Source organism: Parablautia muri (assembly GCF_009917485.1).
Taxonomy (GTDB): domain Bacteria; phylum Bacillota; class Clostridia; order Lachnospirales; family Lachnospiraceae; genus Suilimivivens; species Suilimivivens muri.
Map to the genome: position 1 here is coordinate 1 of NZ_QZDT01000047.1, position 22,475 is coordinate 22,475.

Consider the following 22,475-nt stretch of genomic DNA (forward strand, 5'->3'; position numbering starts at 1 on the left):
CCTATGATTTAGATTTTATCATAGAAGACCTTATTCTTATGAAATATTTACAGACTTTTTTTCACAGACTCGTTGCAGTCAATAGACCTGAGTTTGTAAAGACATCTGATAATCAGGTCAATTTTTTACAGCATATTATGTCTATTATAAAGAAAGACGGGCGTGTTGGAGTGGTGCTTCCGGATAGCGTTCTTACGGATATGGGAGCTACGGAGAAAGTAAGGGAAAAGCTTCTGAAAAATTTTAACCTTCATACCATTCTCAGACTTCCCACTGGTATATTTTATGCGAATGGTGTAAAAACAAATGTGCTTTTCTTTGAGAAGGGGAAAGCAACTAAGGAAATTTGGGTTTATGATTATAGAACGGGTATTAAACATACGTTAGCAGCAAAACCCATGACGAGAGCGCATCTTCAGGAATTTGTGGATTGCTATTGTGTTGGTCATGAACAAGACAGAGTTGCCACTTATAGTATTGATAATCCGAATGGACGGTGGAGGTGTTTCACAGAGGAAGAGGTTAGCAACGCAGATAATCTTGATTTTAAGTGGATTGATTTGGAAGAGAAGGATGAGAGAACAGTGGCAGAGATACTTCGGGATATGCAAGAGGAGTCTGATGGTATTGCAGAGACTGTTGTCAGGCTTAGGCAGTTGTTGGGAGGAATTACGGTTTGATAGATACTGAGGCGATGAGATGTAAAATACTAGAAAATGCGTTAAAAGGTCAAATCTCTGACACATTGATTGCAGATGAAAATGTGGCAAACTTAATTAATTTATTAAGAATGCAAAAAGAGGAGTGCATAAAAAAAGGATTGATCTCCAAAGATAAAAAAGCGTTGCCAATAACAGAAAAAGAAACGCCGTTTCTGATACCTGCTGCTTGGAGTTGGGTTAGAATTGGTGATATATTTTACCACAATACAGGAAAGGCGCTAAATTCGTCTAATACAGAGGGCAATACTTATGAGTATATAACGACATCTAACGTATATTGGGACAGATTTGAATTAAATGAGTTGAAAACAATGCTGTTTACTGAGTCAGAAATTGAGAAATGTACCGTGAAAAAAGATGATTTGCTTGTCTGTGAAGGTGGAGATATAGGTCGTGCTGCTATATGGAATTTTGACGAAGAAATAAAAATACAAAATCATATTCACAGATTGCGCCCTTATGTAGAGATATGTGTAAGATTTTATTACTATGTTTTTTTGTACTATAAAAAAATTGGTCGAATCAACGGCAAGGGAATAGGGCTTCAAGGATTGTCGACAAATGTGTTGCATGAATTGATTGTACCTTTACCGCCTAGAGGTATACAGTGGAAGATTGCAGAAAAAATAGATGAAATATTTGAACAATTGGAAATAATTGATGAATTACAGAGAAACTATGTTGCTGACATTAAGGCTTTAAAAAACAAACTATTTGATGTTGCTGTTCAGGGTAAGTTGTCAGAACAGCTTTTAGAAGATGGAACAGCAGAGGAGTTATATACAAAGATACAGATAGAAAAAACTGCGTTGATGCAAGAAGGCAAAATTAAAAAGGAAAAAGCACTGCCTGAAATAATTGAGGAGGATATGCCGTTTGATATTCCGAAAAATTGGAAATGGGTTAGGTTGGGCGAGATATCATGGTTTCAGGGGGGATATGCTTTTAAAAGCAATTTATATGTTGAGGATTCTGACAATCAGATAATCCGTTTGGGAAATGTAAAACAGAATGCGTTATTATTGGATGCAAGACCTGTTTTTATTTCGGATGAATTAGCCAGTGAAGTCGAGGATTATAGAATTAGAGAGAATGATATTTTGATAACTATGACCGGAACGAGGAGAAAGAAAGACTATTTTTATGCCAAATGTGTTGAACAATCGGATTTACAAGGGAAAAAGTTGTATTTGAATCAACGTGTAGGCTGTATAAGGGTAGTAGATGGAGTGTACCCACAGTTTTTAGTTATTGCATTACGAAATACAGAAATAAGAAAGATTATTTTTGAAAGGGAAACAGGAGCTGTAAATCAAGGTAATTTAGGCTCCGAAGATATCAAGAAGTTTGTATATATTCCACTTCCGCCATATGCTGAGCAGATTCGAATTGTAGAACAGATAAGGGAGGTTATTTCATGTGGACAGATAATGCATCTAAAATAGATATGTTATTTTATAAACCATATGCTGATATTGTATCAGAGACAGCCATTGGTACAGATGAGGAGCCGTTGACAGTGGGTATATTTGGATTATGGGGTGCGGGTAAATCCACTCTCCTAAATCTAATTGGTAAGAATTATGAAGGGAACAAAGATGCTATTTATGTCTCTATTAATGCTTGGATGTTTGAAAATTACGAAGATGCAAAGACCGCTATTATGGAGGCTTTGCTTCGTGAATTAAAAGATAACGAAAAGATACCTATAAAAATAAGAAAATCATTTGTTTCATTGATTAAGAAGATAGATTTTCTGAAAGTCGGAACAAAGGCGGCAGCTACAGCCGCACCTGTTATAGCAAGTTTTGTTACGGGAAATCCATTGCCATTAGTTTTGAATTTACCTAATGAGGCAAAAGAAATTGAAACAGCTATTAAAAGTGTGTCTGATTCTGTAAGAGGAATAAAAGATGACTATCTAAAGGACGATGAAACGGTAGATGATAGTGTCGTTAATAATATAAGAAATTTCAGAAATGAATTTGAGAAAACGCTTGAATCAGAAGAAATAAACAGAGTCGTTGTTTTGATTGATGATCTGGATCGCTGCCAGCCAGAGAGGATTATTGAAACTCTGGAGGCAATTAAGTTATTTTTGTCAGTGAAAAAGACAACCTTTATCATAGCTGCTGATGAGAATGTAATTCAATATGCAATAAAGAAGAAATATCCTAATATTGACGGATTCAATATTGAATTAGATAAAGAGTATATTGAGAAGATGATACAAGTTCCTATTCAAATACCGGAATTATCACCAAAGGATGTACAAAATTATTTATTGCTACTTGTGCTGCAAAAGTACATGGAACCAAATGAATTTGAAATACTTGTATCTAAGATAGAACAAGAAAAACTGATGGTTCAGTCCGATGTAATTGAAGTGGAGGGATTGGAAGAAATATATGGCAGTTTGAACGACAGTATTTCCTTTGAAGATAGGAAGGAGTATAAAGAGGTAGTGGGTGCTATTCTACAGATTAGAAAAATTGCATCCCATACGCTTAAGGGAAATCCGAGACAGATTAAACGATTTTTAAATACATTTATTTTGAAGAGAAAGCTATCTAAAATGTATTATGGTGATGATTTAGACATGTGTATTATGGCAAAATTACTTATATTGCACAAATTGAATCCGGATTTGTTTAATCAATTAAATGTATGGAATTCAAATTTTAATCAAGAAACAGATTCGGGAAATGAACAGTATAAACTAATGAGGCAGGGAATAGAAGAGAGTAATCCTGCTTCTGAATATCAAAAATGGTATAAACCACGTATCAAGGCATGGGTAATGTGTCCACCAGTAGAGTTGGAAAAGGAAAATCTTGACAGGTATTTCTATTTGACAAGAGAAATCTTAATTCAAAGCGATGATTTGGAATCAAATTTAAGTGAAGCAAGTAAAGCAATGCTAGATAGAATAGGTCATTTGTCAGCTCCGTTGGTTCCCAGAGTGGTAAATGATATGCGACAAATGAATTCCAGTGATTTAGATGATGTAATGACAATAATTATTAAAAGAATTGAAAAGGGAAATACTGAATCTTATTTCTATGCTTCTTTGTTTAAGGAATTTACCGATTATAGGAGAGACATAATTGACGGGATATTAAAGGATGAGAGTAAAATAGAACCGAGCCAATTGCCCTCTCTAAAATCTATGTATACTGCAGATCAAGCTATAACAAGTGAATTATTAGATAAACTTTTGTCGGATAAACGTATCACACAGGCTGTTATTAAAAAGATAAAGGATGTGAATAAATAAAATGGGAACATCAAAAGGTTACATTGCACCCAAAACACCACATTGGTCGCAGGCAAAAAGAGCGGTTACTTCATATATAAATAATGGAGATAGTGGTTCAAGAGCAAATGCAGCAGGGAAATTTGCGGAAGCTATGAGACATGATATATCCTCATCTGAAAGCTTTTTTAAGGCAAGTGGAAATGTTATTGCCTTTGCTAATGCTGTATCAAGAAATGGCTTAAATCAGGCATTGCATGATTTTGGCAGGGATGATTTAATAGGAAAGAGTTCAGAAACTGTGTTTAATGAACTTCTGCAAGACTTTACTAATTACGGAAGTACAACAGAGGATTATCTTTCGGCGGAAGCAATTTCATCTGCCCTAAAGGAATTACAGGTCACTGATATGGAACAGCTAAAGGATATTCCATGTGAGAAAATATTAACAGAAATCCTCATTGAATATATTAAGTTTAGTTTCGCCTTTCGGTATGAAGAAAAGATTCGGATGAAAAAAGTCCATCAGAGACAGAAAAACTTTTAAAAGAAATGAATAAATACATATCAAACGAACTACATGAAAAATTAGGCATTAAAGACTTAAAAAGTGTAGACTTTACAAAATTAGAAACTTCAAAGCTGGTAGAAAATGCTTTAAATGATGCTTATCAGGTATTTGAATTATTTTATGGGGAGGCAGACTAAATGAGATTTTGGGTTGATAAGGAGAACGAAATGTTTCCCAATAAAGAATGGGATGGTTCTTATATTTTTACACTGATTAGAAAGGGTTACAGTACTATTTTTACAAATATAGCTGATATATGGTATAGAATGGATCAGCTTACAATACCTGAAATATATGAAGATTTATTCATAATTGGTATAAGTGTATTTGCGTTGGACAAGAGGATTGATAGACGCAAGTTTCCTGATTGCTGGACAAGGAACATAAGTGTAAGTATACCAGTTTTAGGAATAGAACGGTGGAAACAAACAGAGGAACTGTGGAACAAGACATTGACTTTTTTGACAGGAGACATATGGGATATTCATTTTAGAAAATGTGAAAAACAGTTTAGCAAGAGGGAAAATCCGAATAGAAAGCATTTGAATCTGGGAGGATGTAATTGTGTATGCTTATTTTCTGGCGGTCTGGATTCTTATTGCGGTGCAATCAGGTTGTTAGAAAATGGAAGTAAGCCTTGTTTAATAGGGCATAATGAATACCCTAAATTAAGGAGTAAACAGGGCGAATTTGCAGAAACTTTTCAAAAGTTATATTCAAAGCAAGAAGTGAAATTTGTAAGTTTTACAGCTAATTCGCATGCGCCTAAGAATTTGCAAGGAGAACCTTTGGTGGGAACAGAAAATACATCGAGAGGAAGATCACTGCTTTTCTTGTGCGCTGCATTATCAATAGCAGGAATTTTGGGGCAGAATGTACCTGTGTATATACCGGAAAATGGTTTTATAGGATTGAACATCCCCCTTACGAACAGTAGAAAAGGAACTTGCAGCACTAGGACAACTCACCCATATTTTTTGAATAGTTTTTCTGAAATAATAAAAAGTGTTGGAATCCATAATACAATTGACAATTTCTTTGCATATTCAACCAAGAGAGAAATTGTAGATTTGGTAAAAGATACGGAAGCTTTTAAAAGTCATTATAAGGATACAATATCATGTTCCCATCCCTGTCTTGCCCGTTATAATGAGAAAGGGAATAATGAATATCCTATAAATTGTGGATATTGTTATCCTTGTTTGATTCGAAAAAGTTCATTAATGAACGCACAAGATTTTAAATACTCATTTTCTGCTGAAACCAAAGATTTTTTGAACCAATATGGAGAATCTGAAAAATCTAATGATTTGAGAGCAGTGATTTCAGCAGTGTATCAATACAAATGTATGCAGGATAGTGATATTAAAAATAAAATCAGGTTGGCTGGACATTTGACAGAAGAAGAGGTTAATAAGTTTTTACGTTTGTATAAAGCAACTATGGAGGATTTGGATGAATTATTTTCCGTTAATAGTGATATGAAGAAAATGTTAGGTAAATAATATGATTGGTTTAATTGACACGCATTTTCATTTAGATATGTATAAAAAATATGATGAAATATTTCAATATCTTGAAGTGGAAAAGCAATATACTCTTTGCATGACGAATTCTCCGGGGGTGTTTTTAAGTTGTAGAGATTTATTTCAAAATAGTAAATATGTAAAGTTTGCATTAGGGTTTCATCCTCTAAATGCGGACTTGACATCAAAGGATATTAATGATTTTGTACATTTATTAAAATATACAAATTATGTTGGAGAAGTTGGGCTTGATTTCACGCGAAAAAAGGGAATTGAAAAAAATAAGCAGCTTGTTTTTTTTGACAAGATTATGGCGCTGTGTGCATATCAGAACAAAATAATATCAGTGCATATTCGAGGTGCAGAGGAAGAAGCTGTACAAATAATTAGTAAATATAATCCCAAACGCTGTATTTTACATTGGTATACGGGTTCTGTTATAATGCAGGAACAATTTATAAAATTAGGCTGCTATTTTTCTATTAATGCCAATATGCTGCAAAGAATGGAAATTATTGATAGGATACCTAAAAATAAACTGTTAATAGAGAGTGATGGACCATATTCAAAAGTAAATGGTAAAAAATATGAACCACAATTTTTGATAAAGATATATGAGTTAATTGCTCGTTCAATGAATGATCCTGATTTGATTCAAAGGGTATATTCTAATTTTAAGGAATTGTTAGAGAAATAATATGATTTTACATAGCCGAAATAGTAGAAATTAATAGTCAAATAGTAAAATAAAAGTTTGGGATAATGGAGAATTTAATGTGAAACCCATGGCGCGGCAGGGTAAAGGCTATAATTGTTATATACCAAAATAATTGCAGAAAGCAGATGATGATATGAAAACAATAGACGAATACATAAAAACAGATGATAAGGCAATATGTGAGAATATAGACGATTTAGAGTATAAGACAAGAGATAAGGTTGCACAGAATATGCTGAGTTATTTTCGTAACCTTGTGGAACATATTGCAGTCAGGGTGTATGCGGAGCAACACGAAAATGCTTTTGTAGATTATGATACAATACCGAAGGCTGTTGAATTTTTAAAGACAAGCAATGAATTTTATTTTCTTAGGAAGTTCCATCAACTGTTGCAGGAATCGCGTTCTCATTATACGCCGGATAATGATGGGGCAGAACGGTTGCTTTTAAAATATTATGAATACTTACTACAGATTAAAGATTTTGTTTATAGAAGATATCAGATGCAGATTCTTTCCAATATAGACAAGTTCCCGATTGATTTGGATGATACACTGCAGCAGTATTATGAAAAAATTGTAGAGAAATTGGATAAAGTTCGTTATCAGAAAGCTTATGAAGTATATAGTGAACGGTTTTATGTGCAAAAATCAAAACCATTTTTTGTGAATCATCATGTTTATTACGAAAATACCTTAATTCCAACAAATGATGAGTCCAGTAAATTTAATAAGTTGGTGGTATTCTCTGCTTTTAAGATTCCTGCTAATTATGCGATAAAGGTAGATTTGGATGATGATATTATCGAAATATCCGGAAAATTTATGCCAATTAAGATTGTGGCTGCATGGAGTGTATCTATAAGACCATGTGAGTTGAAAAATTTTGCAAGAATATTTGGATGTAATATAGAGGTGCGTAGCGATCTTTCGGAATATATTGGATTAATGAATTATATATCAAGAACAGGGCTTAATTTAGTTGAAATTCTGGAATTTTCAGATAGAAGGTATCAGGCATTTAAAGAAAGAATTACGGAAAAGGCACAAAAAATTGTTTTATGTGATATTTTTGATAGAGCTAGAGATTGGATAAGAACAAATAGGTTAGGAAGTAATAGTGTCCGCTATTTGTTATACGGTCTTAATAACAAAATAATAAAAGCGCAGTTGTCGAAGGAAGAAAATTATAGAATGAAGGGACTTTATTTAGATATTAAAGTTCTCCCATTTGAGGAAATGCCATTCAATTCAAGCCTTTGCAACCATAACCCATCAATATATGATTTGCTTTCATGCATAAAAACAGAAGGAAGAGAACACGAATTACTAGCTCGCCGTATCAATATTAATGCAGATACATATGGGAAGTTATATACAAAAACAGATGAACTGGCAGGATTTGAGAATATTGATGAATTGGTAAAGACTTATAATGATAGTCTATACAGAAAGCATCAAAATAGAAGACTGGAAATTATGGGTAAAAATCTTTTTGTGAAAGGCTATGAAGATGATACAAAGGAAATAATTCAAAACCTGATTTCTTTAACAGAAGAAGGAGTGGTTGATTATAATGCCTCTGTGGAAGATTGGCTTATAGAGAATCCGAATGTGATAGATAGTGACGAAAAGAGGGCTATCCTGCTTAGAATGTTTGAAAACTCAAGCCTTGCAATGATTTATGGGGCAGCAGGAACGGGAAAATCAACTTTGATAAAACATATTTCACAGTTTTGGGAAGATAGTTCTAAGGTCTATATAGCAAATACTCATCCGGCAGTAGAGAATTTACGAAGGCGGGTGAAAGACAATAGTGGTGAATACTTGACTATCAAGAAGTTTATCTATTCATATTCGGCGGATAAAACTGTAGATATATTATTTATAGATGAATGCAGTATGATTAGCAATCGTGATATGATAGAAGTTCTTAGAAAAAAGAATTTTAAACTGCTGGTTTTGGTGGGAGATATTTATCAGATAGAATCAATTCAGTTCGGAAATTGGTTTAACTTGGCAAGATATTTTGTTCCTGTAAAAGCGCAATATGAACTTAAAAGACCATATAGGACAGAAAACAACCAATTACTGGAACTGTGGAACAGGGTGCGTAACTATCAGGATAATATTACTGAATGGATGGGACATTGTGGATATACAACAAGGTTAGATGAGTCAATATTTGAGAGAACATCTGAAAATGAAATTGTTCTGTGCCTTAATTATGATGGTTTGTATGGAATCAATAATATCAACAGATTTTTGCAAAGCGATAATCCGAACAAAGCATTTATGCTGGGAGTTTGGACATATAAAATAGGTGATCCGATTTTATTTAGTGATTCCTCAAAATATAATTCTATATTATATAATAACCTTGGAGGAACAATAGTGAATATTGAGGAAGAGGAGGACAGGGTATTCTTTTCCATTGAAATTGAAAAGGTGTTAAATAGCATCCATGTTTCAGGAACAGGACTTGAACTTATGCCAAAACTAAATCCGGGGAAGTCAGTTGTAAGATTTGCAGTAAAAAAGAAAAATGCCGGAGATGATGATAACGATGATGAAGATGCAGAAACTAATGTACCGTTCCAAATTGCTTATGCGGTATCCATTCATAAAGCGCAAGGATTAGAGTATAATTCGGTCAAAATTGTTATTACGAAAGAAGTAGATGAAATGATTACACATAATATTTTCTATACGGCAATTACGAGAGCAAGAGAAAATTTGAAGGTGTATTGGACGCCTGAGTCGCAGAAAAAAATTTTGGATAGTTTTATAAATGATGAAACATCATACGATGCAAAAATTTTCTCGGCACGGACAGGATTAAAAATTATTAAGAAGCGGGTAGTTTAATCTATAATGAGGATAGGAAAATGGAACAATATGCGCAAAATTTAATGTGTACAGATGAAGAAAAAGTAATCACATACTGTAAAAATATTATTAAGGCAGTTGAAAAAACACATGATGTCGCTGCACAATCTAAATTAAAATCACGTAAGATAAAGGATGCGCTTCAAACGAAGGACAAGCAGACAATGTGGAATGTGTTGCAGGAATACATACATAAGCATCCGGAATTGTTTACAATGGCTAATGACGTGCAGCTTAGACGGGTAGATGAAGATTTTTATAGAAATGTATCAGAAAAAGACGTGGCAAGGCAATTGGAAATTGTGATAGGGCTTATATATCTGAATGAAGCAAAGCATTGTGTGGCAAAAGAGACAATAAAGGCGTGTTTTAAGAAGTTATTAAAGCAATCAGGTGCATTTAGTGAGCATGAAATTGAAGTATTGCTATTGTAGGAACTAAAGCGATGGGGAGAATGTTAAGATGATTGATGGAATTATGTATGGAATATCTGTATTTGTTGGAATCGTTGCGGGTATTGGGGTTACTATTGGAGTAGATTGTTTTAGAGCCAAAAAGCAAAATGCTAATAACAAAAAGAATCTTTCATTTGAAATTAGATGTAACTTATCTAAAATAGAGAAGTGGCTTGAGCTGATTATCGAATTAAGAAATTATGTCAATAGTGATAGGATTAACCAATTTAGTGGATATTTTAATTTATCTTCGGCAATATTTACTACGACAAATAAATTGCTGCAAGATGGAAGGATTTATACATTCCTTTCTTATGATAGTATAGAGAAAATTCAGGAGAATGGCACATATCTTTCTGTAGCAGGAGAAAATATGTTAAGTAATCAGATAATGCAGCATAAGCAAGCTGTACTGAATGGTTATATGAATGCAAAACAATCGGCATCAAATGATATAGATTTTTGGGATAAAACATTAAAGAAATGTAAAGAAAATTTCAGAGATATTTTAAAGGAATTAGAATAATTAACTGAGTTGTTTGGGATGCGAAAGGAGAAGGTGTATGATACATCCAGATAAAATAAGAGCAGAAGCTAAGAAAAAAGAGAACGAAAATTTTAAGTTCCGAACTTTCTTAAAATGTCATGCAGACGAGGATGAATTAGACAGTCAATTTTTACGATTACATAAAGAACTCTTTGCAGATTATGACTGCAGCAAATGCAGAAACTGTTGCAAGATGTATAAAGGAAGTATTCCAGTGGAAGATATTGACAGGGATGCACAATATTTAGAAATAACGCCTGAACAGTTTATTGATACTTACTTGGAAAAAGAAGAGTATGGCATAAACTATCAGACCAAGCATAAACCATGTGATTTTTTGCAGGAAGACGGTAACTGTAAATTGGGCGATTGTAAACCTGATAGCTGCAAAAAATATCCATATACCGACCAGCCTGAAAGATTGTCAAGTTTGCTGAGTATATTAGATACGATAGAAATATGTCCGGTTGCTTTTGAAATATTTGAGAGATTAAAGCAGGAATATGGATTTAGAACACGCAGATAAATCATTGGTGTTAGTCAGCATATGGGTTGGTAAGCCACTTTTCCCATTTGCAAACTGCATATTTTAAGGTGCTGGCAAGCCTGAAATCGTGCCACCAACCCACTTACTGACTAACACCAAATCATTTAATGTCAGAAAATTGTGTGTGGTGAATATATAATGGAGATGGGCAGGATGAATTTAAAAGATATTATTGGTGAGGCAACAGATTATGATAAAAAACTTGCGTTAGAAGTGAAAAGACCAAAAAGTTGGTGCAAAAGTGTCAGCGCTTTTGCAAATGGCATTGGTGGAACTTTGATTTTTGGCGTCTCAAATGATAATGAAGTAAGAGGACTTTTGGATGCAGAGATTATCAGTGAGCAGATAAAGACACGCCTTGACCCGATTCCGGAATTTCATCTTAGTTTTTTTAGAACGGAAGACGATAAGACATTGATTTTGTTAAACATTCGACAGGGGGAGGAAACTCCGTATTATTATTTGGCAGACGGTGTAATGGAAGCATATGTCCGTCTGGGGAATGAGAGTGTGAAAGCAGACGCAACAGAATTAAAGAGACTGGTACTGCGTGGAAAGAATTCATCCTATGATGCGTTGGGTACAACCTACAGCGTATCGGATTATGCGTTCAGCAAATTACGCGAGCGGTATAAAGCATGGACAGGAGAAAGCTTGGAAGATAAAGAGCTGGTGTCATTTGGTTTAGTAGATGATAAGGGAAAACTTACAAATGCCGGAGCATTGCTGGCAGATGATTTGCCTATTAGATGGTCAAGGGTTCTCTGCACAAGATGGAATGGATTGGATAAGGGTGGCGGCATTATGGATGCTTTTGATGATGCAGAATATTCAGGAAGTTTAATCAGTCTTTTGAATGAAGGAGCTGCATTTATCAAAAGAAATATGAAAACAATGTGGAAAAAGACAGCCAATTCGAGGATTGATATGCCGGAATATTGTGAACGGAGTTATTTTGAAGCATTAGTTAATGCATTGGTGCATCGGGATTATTTGGTAAATGGCAGTGAAGTCCATATAGATATGTTTGACGATCGGATGGTGATATACTCGCCCGGAGGAATGCCGGACGGAACCTTAGTACAGGAACGGGTTATAGATGCAATTCCTTCGACAAGGCGCAATCCTGTTTTGGCAGATGTGTTTCAGCGGTTAGGATATATGGAGCGTAAGGGAAGCGGACTGACAAAGATAATAAATGCATATAAGAATGCAAATAATTATGATGAAAGTAAAGCGCCGCAGTTTATCTCATCAAGAGTGGAATTTACAGTTATATTGAAAAATTTGAATTATGGGGAAAACAGAGATAATAAAAGTGAAATAAATGATGTTTCACAAGCAGCTGAACAATATGTCCAACGCACAGAAGAAGTATTTCTGAATGCTTTGCGTAATAATCCGTATATTTCAAGAAAGGAATTGTCAAAGCTGTTAATGATTTCAGAAGATGGCGTGAAATATCAGCTGAAAAAATTGAAAAGTAAAGGATTGATTGAGCATATAGGCGCTTCACGGGGAGGCTATTGGGAAGTAAAATGATTTTGGATATTGTATCCCCAATTACCCCAATTACCCCAAAACCACCCCAAAATGACTCCAAAACTACCCCAAAGTGCCTTAAAATTACTCCAAAACAAAGATTTCTGCTATATGAGACTACCCTAAAATATATTCAAAAGATAAAAAATTGGAATTCTTATCTTTTGAAGAGTGTAAGAGATAATCAATCATTATTTGAGGAGAAACAGTAAGATGGCTATGCGAAAGGTGTTTTATGGACCGGAAGGTATCATGCTTAAGCACATATTGAGGATGTATGATAAAGAGAGCCTGTTGAATTATGCAAGAGATTTGGAAATAAAAAGAACATCAGGACTAAAAAAGGATGAACTTGCAGAGAAAATAGCGAATGAGTTGCTTATGCCAACAGTCATGAGAAGGCGAATCGCTGTGCTGTCACCGGAGTGCAGAATACTATTGGAACGTGCGATGAGAGAGCCACTCATTCCGACACCCGAAGAAATGGATGACGCTTTATTTCTTCATGAAAGCGATTACGCATTTCTGAATAAAAGGGAACAGCTCGATGTTCCGGTAGATGTGAAAATAGCTTATGAAAAAATAAATACGCCGGAATTTCGGAAGTATGCCCGTAAAATGTCATGGTTATCTCAGTGTCTTAATTTTGGTGAGGCTTTTTATGGCGTTTTTGACAAAGATGTACTCCGAAAAATATATAATGTGAGAAAGGGATATCATATTTCAGAGGAACAATTAGAAAAAATGTGTAATGAATTTCCCGACGACATGACGGAATGTCATATGGAAGAAGGGCAAAGATTTATAGTAGCAGAGTATTTAGCATATCGTGACCGCTATAAGGATTTATTGGACATACAAGCGGGCAAGGATTTTTATATTCCTAATGCTCAGGAAGTGCTGGATTATGCAAGAAACCTGTATTTATCTCAAGAACCCGCATATCAGAATTTTAGAGAGTTTTTACAGCATGAAATAGGAATGACATATGACGAGGCAGATGCAGAGGCGCTGGAGACATGGGATAAAATACAATTTGACATAGATTTTACTGAGATTGTTCAATATATTATAGATGTTTATGAAGATTTATTAGACGATACTAAAATTGAGAAGATTATTCAACTTCTCCAAGAATTAAATAATAACACCAGAATGCAGATACATAGGGGACATACGCCGAATGAAATGATGAGAAAAGGGATGGAGGAAGGGCGCTTTTCCCAAAGACCGATAGTTGTACCAGGAAGTACCGAGACAGCTAATCTTTTGAAAAGCGCATCGGAAGAATTGAAAGAGATGGGGATATGTGTTGACTTTGACAGTAACGCAGCGATTGTTCCAAATAATTCTTCTCAAAACAATGTGTCTGGACAGGTGGCTAATTCTTTTAAGAAGATTTATCCTAATGATCCATGCCCGTGTGGTTCAGGCAAGAAATTTAAAAAATGCTGCGGAGGGCACGGCAAATTATAAGTTGATTTGAATTGGGTAAATGCCGTTTCCCCAATTCAACTGCACACATACCAATTATGGAGATGATTATATGATTCCAATAAAAATAGAAACCCTGTTAGAGGGGCGCAAAGTAGAACGAAACCGTATAGAATACAAGGAAGGCTTTAATCCGTCAGAAATTGTGCATACCATATGCGGTTATGCAAACGATATTGCAGGGGTAGACGGCGGGTATCTTGTGATTGGTGTCAAAACAGAAAATGGACTTCCCATTCTGCCGCCTATAGGCGTACCGGATGAATTACTTGATGACATCCAACTGAAGATATTTCAATACTGTAACAAAATTGAACCTCGCTATATTCCAAAGATTGAGATTGTGGAATATCAAGGGGTAAACTTAGTGTATCTGAAATGTGCAGCGGGTGATGCGGGACCATATCAGGCACCTGTGGACGTTTATTCTAAAAAGGAAGCGAGTAAAGACCAAGACCGCACAATGAAATATTGGATTCGTCCGGCATCACTTACGGTAGAAGCAAAACAGAGCGAGATCGCGGAACTCTTTGAGAAATTTGCTGCTATACCGTTTGTTGACCGTATTAATAACCGGGCATCTATGGAACATATACGCAGAGGATATCTTGAGGATTTTATCAGGGAAAGTAACAGTTCGCTGATTGAAGAACTCAATGTGCGCTCTTTGGAGGACTTATTGGTATCCGAGGAAGTGGCGGAGGAAAAAGATGAGGGAATAGCAATCAAAAATATTGGACTGCTTATGTTTGGGGAAAGACCGGACAAATTGATTGCAGGAAGCAAGATTGAATTGGTGCGTTTTCATGATAAGGAAGCGGAGGCGTCTGATTTTACAGAGAAGACATTTTACGGTCCGATATGGAAGCAGGTAAGAGATGCGCTAGACTATATTAAGACAACTGTGATTGAGGAAAAGGTTGTAAAGGTTGATGGGAGGGCGGAAGCAGACCGATTTTTCAACTATCCGTACAATGCGTTGGAGGAAGCGCTTGTAAATGCTGTTTTACACAAAAACTATAAAGAGGATGTACCGGTAGAGATTCGGATTTATTTGGATCAGATTCAGATTATCAATTTCCCGGGACCGGATCATTATATTGATATGGAAAAGTTTGCGGCGGGGAAAGTCCGGGCAAGAAGATACAGAAATCCCAAGATTGGAGAATTTTTTAAGGAGATTGATTTGTCCGAGAAGAAATCAACGGGCATATCAAAAATTTTGCGCGAACTGAAAAGAAACAGTTCGCCCATGCCGGAGTTTGAAACGGATGCAGACAGAACTTATATGATTACTACAATAAGGATTCACGAAAGATTTGAAATTGAAAATACAAACTTCGCTCAAAAAAATGAGCGAAGTTTGAGCGAAGTTTTGAGCGAAGTTTTGGCGCAAAAAGATTATAATAAAGTGAGTGCAATTGTTAGTTTTATGGAAGAGCATGGAGAAATAACTCCTAAAGAAGCCGAAGCAGTTACGGGCAAGTCTGCCGCGACTGTGCGAAGATATTTTAAAATGCTCACAGGTACAAGATATATAGTGGCAGAGGGGAGTACCAACAATATAGTTTATCATATTGCTGCGAATTTGCCATAAGATGATTAAAATGGTTAAAAAAAACGAATTGCCTAAACAGTGATTAGGTAATTCATGTAAATGAACTTGAATGCGTTGTTAAAAAGATGTGAAAGTTGGATATCTCAGACGAGATAAGAGGATAGAGGAACTTCATGCATCAAGACTGAATAACGGGGAAAATCCGCCGGAACTTTTTATCATAGATTCTCAAGGTCAAGCATCAGCGAGTAAGAGATAATATATTATTAACAATTGTGCAGACGGTCTGCACAATTTGGAAGGAAGGTAGTATGCTTATAACATCGAATGAGTATTTGCAAGCAGTACAAGAAATAAATGATTATGTGAATCAGGCTAAATATAGAGCGTCCGTTAGTGTGAATAGTGAAGTGCTGAAAACAAACTTGTTCATTGGAAGTGTGATTATTCGTAACTCCGAATGGGGTAATAAATTCGTTGATAATTTATCTAAGGATATGAGGATGAAATATCCCGGTGCAAAAGGGTATTCTGTTCGAAATTTAAAGTATATGAAGAAGTTTGCACAGATTTTCGCTGAGGATGATGTGGATAAGTATGGATTGGCAAGGATTACTTGGAGCCATCATCAAGTGTTGATGAGTAAGGTGTCAAGCCAAGAAGAATATGTATGGTATTTGGAAAAAACTTTAGAGCATGGATGGTCGGTAGATGAATTGGCATCCCAAGTGAAGGGCCGGTTGTATGAGAGGCAAGTTGTGGCAAATAAGATTTCAAATTTTGAAAACAGATTGCCTATTGAACAAAAGGATATTGTTATAAGTACTATGAAAGATCCATATATGTTTGATTTTATCAATTATACAGAGGATATGTTGGAAACAGATATAGAAAATGAGTTGGTAAGGAATGTTACTTCGCTATTGATGGAATTAGGAACCGGTTTTGCTTTTATGGGACAGCAGTATCATCTTGAAGTTGGCGGAAAAGATTTTTATATTGATCTTCTTTTCTATAATACAAAGCTTAGATGTTATGTGGCGATTGACTTAAAGACAGGTGATTTTAAACCAGAGCAAGCAGGGAAAATGAATTTCTATTTGTCAGCTCTGGACGATTTGGTTAAATCCCCAGACGATAATCCATCTGTTGGATTAATATTATGTAGAGATGAGAATAGAACCATTGCAGAATATGCATTAAGAGATATGTCGAAACCTATTGGTGTAAGCGAGTATCATTTGTGTACAGATCTTCCGCTAGACTTGAAAAGTGCTTTACCAGATCCGGAGGAGATTAGAAGTAGGATTGATATGAAAAAATAAATTGTGCAGACCGTCTGCACAAATGAATTAGAAAGAGTTTCGTGATAACACCATGATAACAAAAATTCCCAAAACCTCAGATACAGGATGCATATAAAAGAAAAAGGTACCGAAAAAGCCCTGAAAATCACACGCAATCACCCTGATTTCCACCACAGAAAACCGTGAGGGTGGACGTACAGTAGGTTCTGGAAGGGTTGCTACTATCATCGAGTAATTAAAGAATGCAGTAAAACAAGGCGTTCCCGTTGTGGGTTCGCCCTTAATTTATGCCGTATGGTACTAACTTGGTACTATTATTTGATTGAGCTTTTCGGCAACTTCATTGTGTTTGCTTGGATAAAGGTGTCCGTATGTACTGTTTACCATTTGTACAGTATCGCCTATGCGTTCCGCTATCAGATGCGGAGAGAATCCCATATTGATTAACAGCGATACATGGGAGTGGCGCATATCGTGGATGCGTATAAAAGGGATGCTGGCTTTTTCCGCTCCTCGTTTCATGTTTCCTCTTATTAGGCTCTTGGTAAAGGTGAATACCCTGTCAGATGGTTTTATGCCGTATATCTTATGGGTATAGTCCTCTATTTCATGCATGATGGCTTCCGGCATGGTAATGGTGCGTATGCCGTTGTCTGTTTTGGGTGGCGTCACAATATCGCCGCTTGCCTTGTGCTGCAGGGATTTAGTAATATTTATGGTATTATCCTTAAAGTCAAAGTCTGCCAGCGTGAGGGCGAGAAGTTCACCGAAACGCATACCGGAATAGAAAAGAAGCTGCAAGGCCGTGTGTGCGCTGATATCCGTTATATACTGGATAAACTGGTTGTACTGTTCAATCGTCCAAAAGTTCATTGACCGGGTGCGTTTGCCCATGTGTCCGGCTCTGTCACATGGGTTTGAGGGCAGATTGTAATATGTGACGGCATAGTTTAGGATGGTGGTCATCATGTTTTGGATGCGGTCAAGGTATGCGTCCGAGTATCCCTTGTCAATCTGTTCATTCTGCCATGCCCGGATATCCGTGGGCGTGATGGCATTTACTGGTTTATCCTTAAAGTATGGCAGTATGCGGTTCTTGAATACGTTCTTCTTACCATCTATACTGTTCTGCCTTAGTCTGTGGCACATATCCTCTATATAGAGGTCATAGAGGGATTGGAACGTCATATTGGGCGTGCCTTGCAGACGTTCAAGGAAGGTACGTTCCCACTCCTTAGCTTCTCTTTGGAGCTTGAAGCCGCGCTTCTTTTTCTGCTTCTTTGTCCCTGTGTAATCGGTGTAATAGAATTTACAGAACCATGTTTTGGTTGATTCGTCATAATATGCCGGCATAAAAAATCAGTCCTTTCTTAAAAATGAGTGCATTTTATAAAGGACTGTGATATACTGGTTTTGTCGAAGATTGCATATCATAATCCTTATGGTATCTATCTGAAAGGCTCCGGTATTGGCGTACCGGGGCATTTTCAAATTGTGGTTGAAAAATCTGCATTTATGGCATATAATATACTTAACAAGAGAGCCGAAAGCTAGAGTACACCTAGCCGCCGGAAAAATAATTTGTTACATGAAGTAGCGCCTTATCTTACCAGGACGAGGGCGCTACTTTTTGCGTTTGATGTTGATAACAAGAGTTATAACGGCGCAAAGCATAATTACGAATGTGAATAAGTCACTGTATGTAACCATAGCACCAGCCCCCTTTCTTTCGTCCGGTGGCTGACGTAATCGCCCCTTCGGCTCCCTTAGTAAGCATATTATATTGTCATGGTGCAGGTAGGCAAAAATGTGCTGGTGATGCTTTCCTCATTTAAGACGTAGAAAGTATCGTGTGGCGTTCTGTGTTGCCCATTTTAGGGTTTTCTTTGGTGGTAGCACTTATCCTTGTGGGGTGGCATCTGGTATATCCTCATATGGAAGTTCTGTATAAACAGGAATGGCGGCTAACTCTTCCAGTGCTCCATCTAACCAAGTATCAATTATTTGGTGCTTTATTCCCCCTTTTTGATAAAGTTTATTTAATTCTTCGTAGGCTTCAAAAAAATTAGATAACTCTTTGATTTTCGGTAGTTTAATTGCCTGCTCATATTTACATAAGGTATTGCCACTCAAATCTTGGTGAATATCAACTTCATAGGTTTTTAAGGTAAAACTTTCTTCAACTGTATTTATATTTAAAATTTCTAATATCTTTAATGCAATATCTTTTAAATTATTAAATTCTGAATTTAGTTTCTTTTTATTACTTAGACCACAAAGCCAATTTATAGATACATTACATTTTTGAGCAATATTTATAACAATTTCCAATGATGGATTTTTTGTAGCATTCTCATAAGCTGAAATTGTTGCAGCAGTACTTTCCACCATATCAGCAAATTCTTTTTGAGTTTTTCCTGTTTGCATTCTGACTTCCCTTAGTCGGGTAGAAAATATTTCCTTTCCCATACTTCATAACCTCGCTTTCAATATATGTAGTTATGATACCACTATCATACAGCATATTCTATGAAAAAGTCAATAAAATACTAAAATATATTTAAAATAAAAAAAGGTAGAATGTAATCTTGACATACAATGAAAGGTATAGTATGATAAATGAAAGTAGAAAAATCTACTAGAAAGGAGATAGACAATATGAGGATTGACAGAGTAAAACTTGCGACAGAGCTTGCGCGGCGTGATATGACACAAAAGCGACTTGCGGAACTGTCAGGTGTGTCAAGGGCGACAATAAATTATGTACGTGCTGGAAAATCCTGTACTGATGAAGTTGGGCAGAAGATTGCAAAGTCTCTCAATATTGATGTAACTGAAATTTTGGAGGACTAAGGAAGGAGAAAACAGAAAATGGCAAAGGAAGTATTCAGAGATTATGCAGAGGTAAATGAGAAGTTATTAGAGGGATTCACAGTAGCGGAGGTTCTCACAGGAATCAATGAAGAGGATAGCGGCATGATGCTGGAATTGGAACGGACAATTGACAATGTAACTATTGGTGTTGATGTGATTTACAACCCTATCTGCACGGAGGATTCAACGCCGCTCATGATTTCACAGGAGTATGTGAAGCAGATTGATTAGGAAAGGAGCGGCGGCAGATGGCAAAGCAGATTATGAATGTCCGGGATGTTATGGCAGTGCTGGAAGTGAGTGAATCGAAAAGTTACGCTATAATTCGACAATTAAACTCTGAATTATCAGAGCGTGGCTTTATTACGATTCCCGGCAAGGTACCAACGGCATATTTTGAGGAAAAACTTTATGGAATGCACGCCGAATAGAGAATCATTGCTCGCTCTTATCCGGCCGGATATGGAGTCAATACCAAAGGAATTTTTAAAGAGAATCTATTCTTTTGAATTGGATTATCCTGGGTTTGCCGACCAGGCTATAGCAGCATTAGAAGCGGCAGGATGTTCAAAGGCAAGGCAGTATTATGACGATTGGGTAAATGAGTATGAAACGGCTCATAATGCCGAATTAAAGGAAGTGGCGCATTGGTACAGGTTGGAATGTGAAAAGCAATGGGAGAAAAGACAGAAAGAAGGTGAGAAAAGACGGAAGCAGGAAATGAACAGAAGCCAGAAGTGGAAGGAACTATCACAGATATTGGACTTTCAGTGAATGAAAAGGGAAAAGTGATCCAGTCGATTGGAAATTGTGTAAAAGCGATTCACTATGATGAACGTCTGAAAGAAATGTTCCGTTACAATGAAATGACGGACATGGTGGAAGTGTACGGGGCATGGTGGAAGCAATCTTCTGTAACGATATCCGATAATGATGTGAATAATATCCGGCTGTACTTGGAAACAACTTACGGACTGGCACATGAAAAGAATATCCCACGGGCAGTTGATATTATCGCACACCAGCGTTCTTACCATCCTGTACGGGAATATCTGGCAAGCCTGAAATGGGATGGAGAGAAGTATATCGAGAATCTGCTTCCAAAATACCTTGGAGCGGAAAAGTCAGATTATACAACACAGGCTATGAAACTGACTATGATTGGAGCCATCGAAAGGGTGCATAACCCAAGCGTGAAATTTGAAACCATGCTGTGTCTTGTGGAAGATGAACAGGGTGGTGGGAAGTCTACGATTGCAAGGTTGCTGGCGTGTAAAGATGAATGGTTCACAGATGATATAAAGAATCTGGATGATGAAAATGTGTACCGTAAGTTACAGGGGCATTGGATTATTGAGTTTTCAGAAATGCTTGCTACTGCCAATACAAAGACGGTTGAAGCAATAAAGGCATTTTTGAGCCGTCAGAAAGATACCTACAAAGTCCCTTATGACAAATATCCCCACGATTTCCCCCGGCAGTGTATTTTTATTGGAACAACAAATAACCTTGATTTTCTACCAAATGACAAGACTGGAAACAGGCGTTTTATACCCGTTCTTACCAATATGAAAGCGGCAGAAGTCCATCCGTTGGAAAATGAAGCAGAGACAAGGGCGTTCATAGAACAGGCATGGGCAGAAGCCATGGAGATTTACAGAAGCAAGGAATATTCCTTGATATTCCCAAAGGATTTGAGAAATGTGTTGTCAGAAATGCAGCAGTCATTTACCCCGGAAGACCCAAAAGTCGGCATAATCCAAAACTGGCTTGATAACTGCAAGTATGATTCTGTATGTTCCATAATGATATACAGGGAAGCCTTGGGGAATGAATACCAAGAGCCGAAGCCTTGGGAATTAAGGGAGATTAGCACCATAATGAATAAGTCAATTACTGGATGGGAGAAGCACCCGACAAAGAGTATGCAAATTAGATTTAATGTATATGGGAATCAGCGTGCATGGGATAAAATTGTCAACACTGATTCGTCAACAGATGGATTTATTCAAATAAGCATGGATGATATGGAGTGTGATTTGCCGTTTAAGCAATGTCGTTGACAGTGTTTGTTGACAGCATTGTTGACATACTAAAGCCTTGAAAATTCAATATATTTTTCTATTTGTCAACAGTCAACGGTGGATAGTAAAGAAAAGAAAAATAAGAAGAAAATAGAGTGAATACATATAAGAATAGTTTGTTGGAGAAAAGTTTGTTGACATTGTTGACAGGAAAGGAGAACGCATGAACGAAGAATTATTAACCCGTCTGGTGGATGCACTGGAAGGAATCAACAGCAGCTTATCAGAGATAGCCGTATCGCTTGACAGCCTGGACAAGAATATTGACGGCTGCATATCGGTGAGCCAGAACGGCAAGAGCCGTTATCTCTGCATTTCGGGAGATGTTTATACAAATTAAAAAGCCCCATAGGTACGCCAATACCAACAGGGCAGGTAACCCGA

Annotated in this window: 22 protein-coding genes; 20 read left to right on the forward strand and 2 right to left on the reverse strand. The window is 36.5% G+C overall.

The window, feature by feature from the left end:
* The 14 genes from D5281_RS19245 to D5281_RS19310 all read left to right on the forward strand — a co-directional run.
* Positions 1-680: HsdM family class I SAM-dependent methyltransferase (locus tag D5281_RS19245; RefSeq protein ID WP_160561700.1), on the forward strand; the 680-nt coding region annotated here is incomplete at its 5' end.
* Positions 677-2,167 (forward strand): restriction endonuclease subunit S, encoded by a 1,491-nt coding sequence (locus tag D5281_RS19250; protein WP_160561701.1) that lies wholly within the window; start codon positions 677-679, stop codon positions 2,165-2,167. The genes D5281_RS19245 and D5281_RS19250, both read left to right, overlap by 4 nt.
* Entirely contained in the window at positions 2,140-3,999 is a 1,860-nt protein-coding gene (locus D5281_RS19255; protein WP_160561702.1) for a KAP family P-loop NTPase fold protein, read from the forward strand. Before D5281_RS19250 ends, D5281_RS19255 begins: the two co-directional genes overlap by 28 nt.
* A 1-nt stretch (position 4,000) precedes the next feature.
* Entirely contained in the window at positions 4,001-4,525 is a 525-nt protein-coding gene (locus D5281_RS19260) for a hypothetical protein (RefSeq protein WP_160561703.1), read from the forward strand.
* 161 nt (positions 4,526-4,686) lie between these two features.
* On the forward strand, positions 4,687-6,054 hold the full coding sequence (qatC, locus tag D5281_RS19265; RefSeq protein ID WP_160561704.1) for a Qat anti-phage system QueC-like protein QatC: 1,368 nt from the start codon (positions 4,687-4,689) through the stop codon (positions 6,052-6,054).
* Position 6,055: 1 nt separating this feature from the next.
* The gene (locus tag D5281_RS19270; RefSeq protein ID WP_160561705.1) at positions 6,056-6,772 is read left to right on the forward strand and encodes a TatD family hydrolase; all 717 of its coding nucleotides are present in this window, start codon (positions 6,056-6,058) and stop codon (positions 6,770-6,772) included.
* 154 nt (positions 6,773-6,926) lie between these two features.
* Positions 6,927-9,662 (forward strand): ATP-dependent DNA helicase, encoded by a 2,736-nt coding sequence (locus tag D5281_RS19275; protein WP_160561706.1) that lies wholly within the window; start codon positions 6,927-6,929, stop codon positions 9,660-9,662.
* Between the two features lie 20 nt (positions 9,663-9,682).
* Positions 9,683-10,117, forward strand: coding sequence for a hypothetical protein (locus tag D5281_RS19280; protein ID WP_160561707.1), 435 nt, complete (start codon positions 9,683-9,685; stop codon positions 10,115-10,117).
* A gap of 28 nt (positions 10,118-10,145) precedes the next feature.
* On the forward strand, positions 10,146-10,664 hold the full coding sequence (locus D5281_RS19285; protein ID WP_160561708.1) for a hypothetical protein: 519 nt from the start codon (positions 10,146-10,148) through the stop codon (positions 10,662-10,664).
* A 37-nt stretch (positions 10,665-10,701) separates the two neighbouring features.
* Positions 10,702-11,211, forward strand: coding sequence for a YkgJ family cysteine cluster protein (locus D5281_RS19290; protein WP_120435748.1), 510 nt, complete (start codon positions 10,702-10,704; stop codon positions 11,209-11,211).
* Positions 11,212-11,385: 174 nt separating this feature from the next.
* On the forward strand, positions 11,386-12,774 hold the full coding sequence (locus D5281_RS19295) for an ATP-binding protein (RefSeq protein ID WP_277935466.1): 1,389 nt from the start codon (positions 11,386-11,388) through the stop codon (positions 12,772-12,774).
* 213 nt (positions 12,775-12,987) lie between these two features.
* Positions 12,988-14,250 (forward strand): YecA family protein, encoded by a 1,263-nt coding sequence (locus D5281_RS19300; protein ID WP_160561709.1) that lies wholly within the window; start codon positions 12,988-12,990, stop codon positions 14,248-14,250.
* A 70-nt stretch (positions 14,251-14,320) separates the two neighbouring features.
* Entirely contained in the window at positions 14,321-15,865 is a 1,545-nt protein-coding gene (locus D5281_RS19305; RefSeq protein WP_160561710.1) for an RNA-binding domain-containing protein, read from the forward strand.
* Between the two features lie 272 nt (positions 15,866-16,137).
* Positions 16,138-17,151 carry a PDDEXK nuclease domain-containing protein gene (locus D5281_RS19310; RefSeq protein WP_160561711.1) on the forward strand — a complete coding sequence of 338 codons (1,014 nt, stop codon included), beginning with the start codon at positions 16,138-16,140 and terminating at the stop codon, positions 17,149-17,151.
* Between the two features lie 282 nt (positions 17,152-17,433).
* Here the strand turns inward: D5281_RS19310 and D5281_RS19315 are convergent, their stop codons facing one another.
* Both D5281_RS19315 and D5281_RS19320 read right to left on the reverse strand, forming a co-directional pair.
* Positions 17,434-18,486, reverse strand: a complete 1,053-nt coding sequence (locus D5281_RS19315; protein ID WP_160561712.1) for a site-specific integrase — start codon at positions 18,484-18,486, stop codon at positions 17,434-17,436.
* Between the two features lie 546 nt (positions 18,487-19,032).
* Positions 19,033-19,602, reverse strand: a complete 570-nt coding sequence (locus D5281_RS19320; RefSeq protein WP_120471989.1) for a helix-turn-helix domain-containing protein — start codon at positions 19,600-19,602, stop codon at positions 19,033-19,035.
* A gap of 189 nt (positions 19,603-19,791) precedes the next feature.
* Here D5281_RS19320 and D5281_RS19325 point away from each other — a divergent pair, with 189 nt between their 5' ends.
* The 6 genes from D5281_RS19325 (at position 19,792) to D5281_RS19350 (ending at position 22,431) form a co-directional block, all read left to right on the forward strand.
* Positions 19,792-19,986 carry a helix-turn-helix transcriptional regulator gene (locus D5281_RS19325; RefSeq protein ID WP_277935467.1) on the forward strand — a complete coding sequence of 65 codons (195 nt, stop codon included), beginning with the start codon at positions 19,792-19,794 and terminating at the stop codon, positions 19,984-19,986.
* 18 nt (positions 19,987-20,004) lie between these two features.
* Positions 20,005-20,238: a hypothetical protein gene (locus tag D5281_RS19330; protein ID WP_160561714.1), complete on the forward strand. Its 234-nt coding sequence runs from the start codon at positions 20,005-20,007 to the stop codon at positions 20,236-20,238.
* A 17-nt stretch (positions 20,239-20,255) separates the two neighbouring features.
* Positions 20,256-20,438 (forward strand): hypothetical protein, encoded by a 183-nt coding sequence (locus D5281_RS19335; protein ID WP_120471991.1) that lies wholly within the window; start codon positions 20,256-20,258, stop codon positions 20,436-20,438.
* Positions 20,419-20,781 carry a hypothetical protein gene (locus D5281_RS19340; protein ID WP_160561715.1) on the forward strand — a complete coding sequence of 121 codons (363 nt, stop codon included), beginning with the start codon at positions 20,419-20,421 and terminating at the stop codon, positions 20,779-20,781. The genes D5281_RS19335 and D5281_RS19340 overlap by 20 nt, the downstream gene beginning before the upstream one ends.
* Positions 20,745-22,070, forward strand: coding sequence for a virulence-associated E family protein (locus D5281_RS19345; RefSeq protein ID WP_330585165.1), 1,326 nt, complete (start codon positions 20,745-20,747; stop codon positions 22,068-22,070). Before D5281_RS19340 ends, D5281_RS19345 begins: the two co-directional genes overlap by 37 nt.
* A 184-nt stretch (positions 22,071-22,254) precedes the next feature.
* A complete protein-coding gene (locus D5281_RS19350; protein WP_160561716.1) occupies positions 22,255-22,431 on the forward strand; it encodes a hypothetical protein in 177 nt (58 codons plus the stop codon).
* Positions 22,432-22,475: the final 44 nt, after the last annotated feature.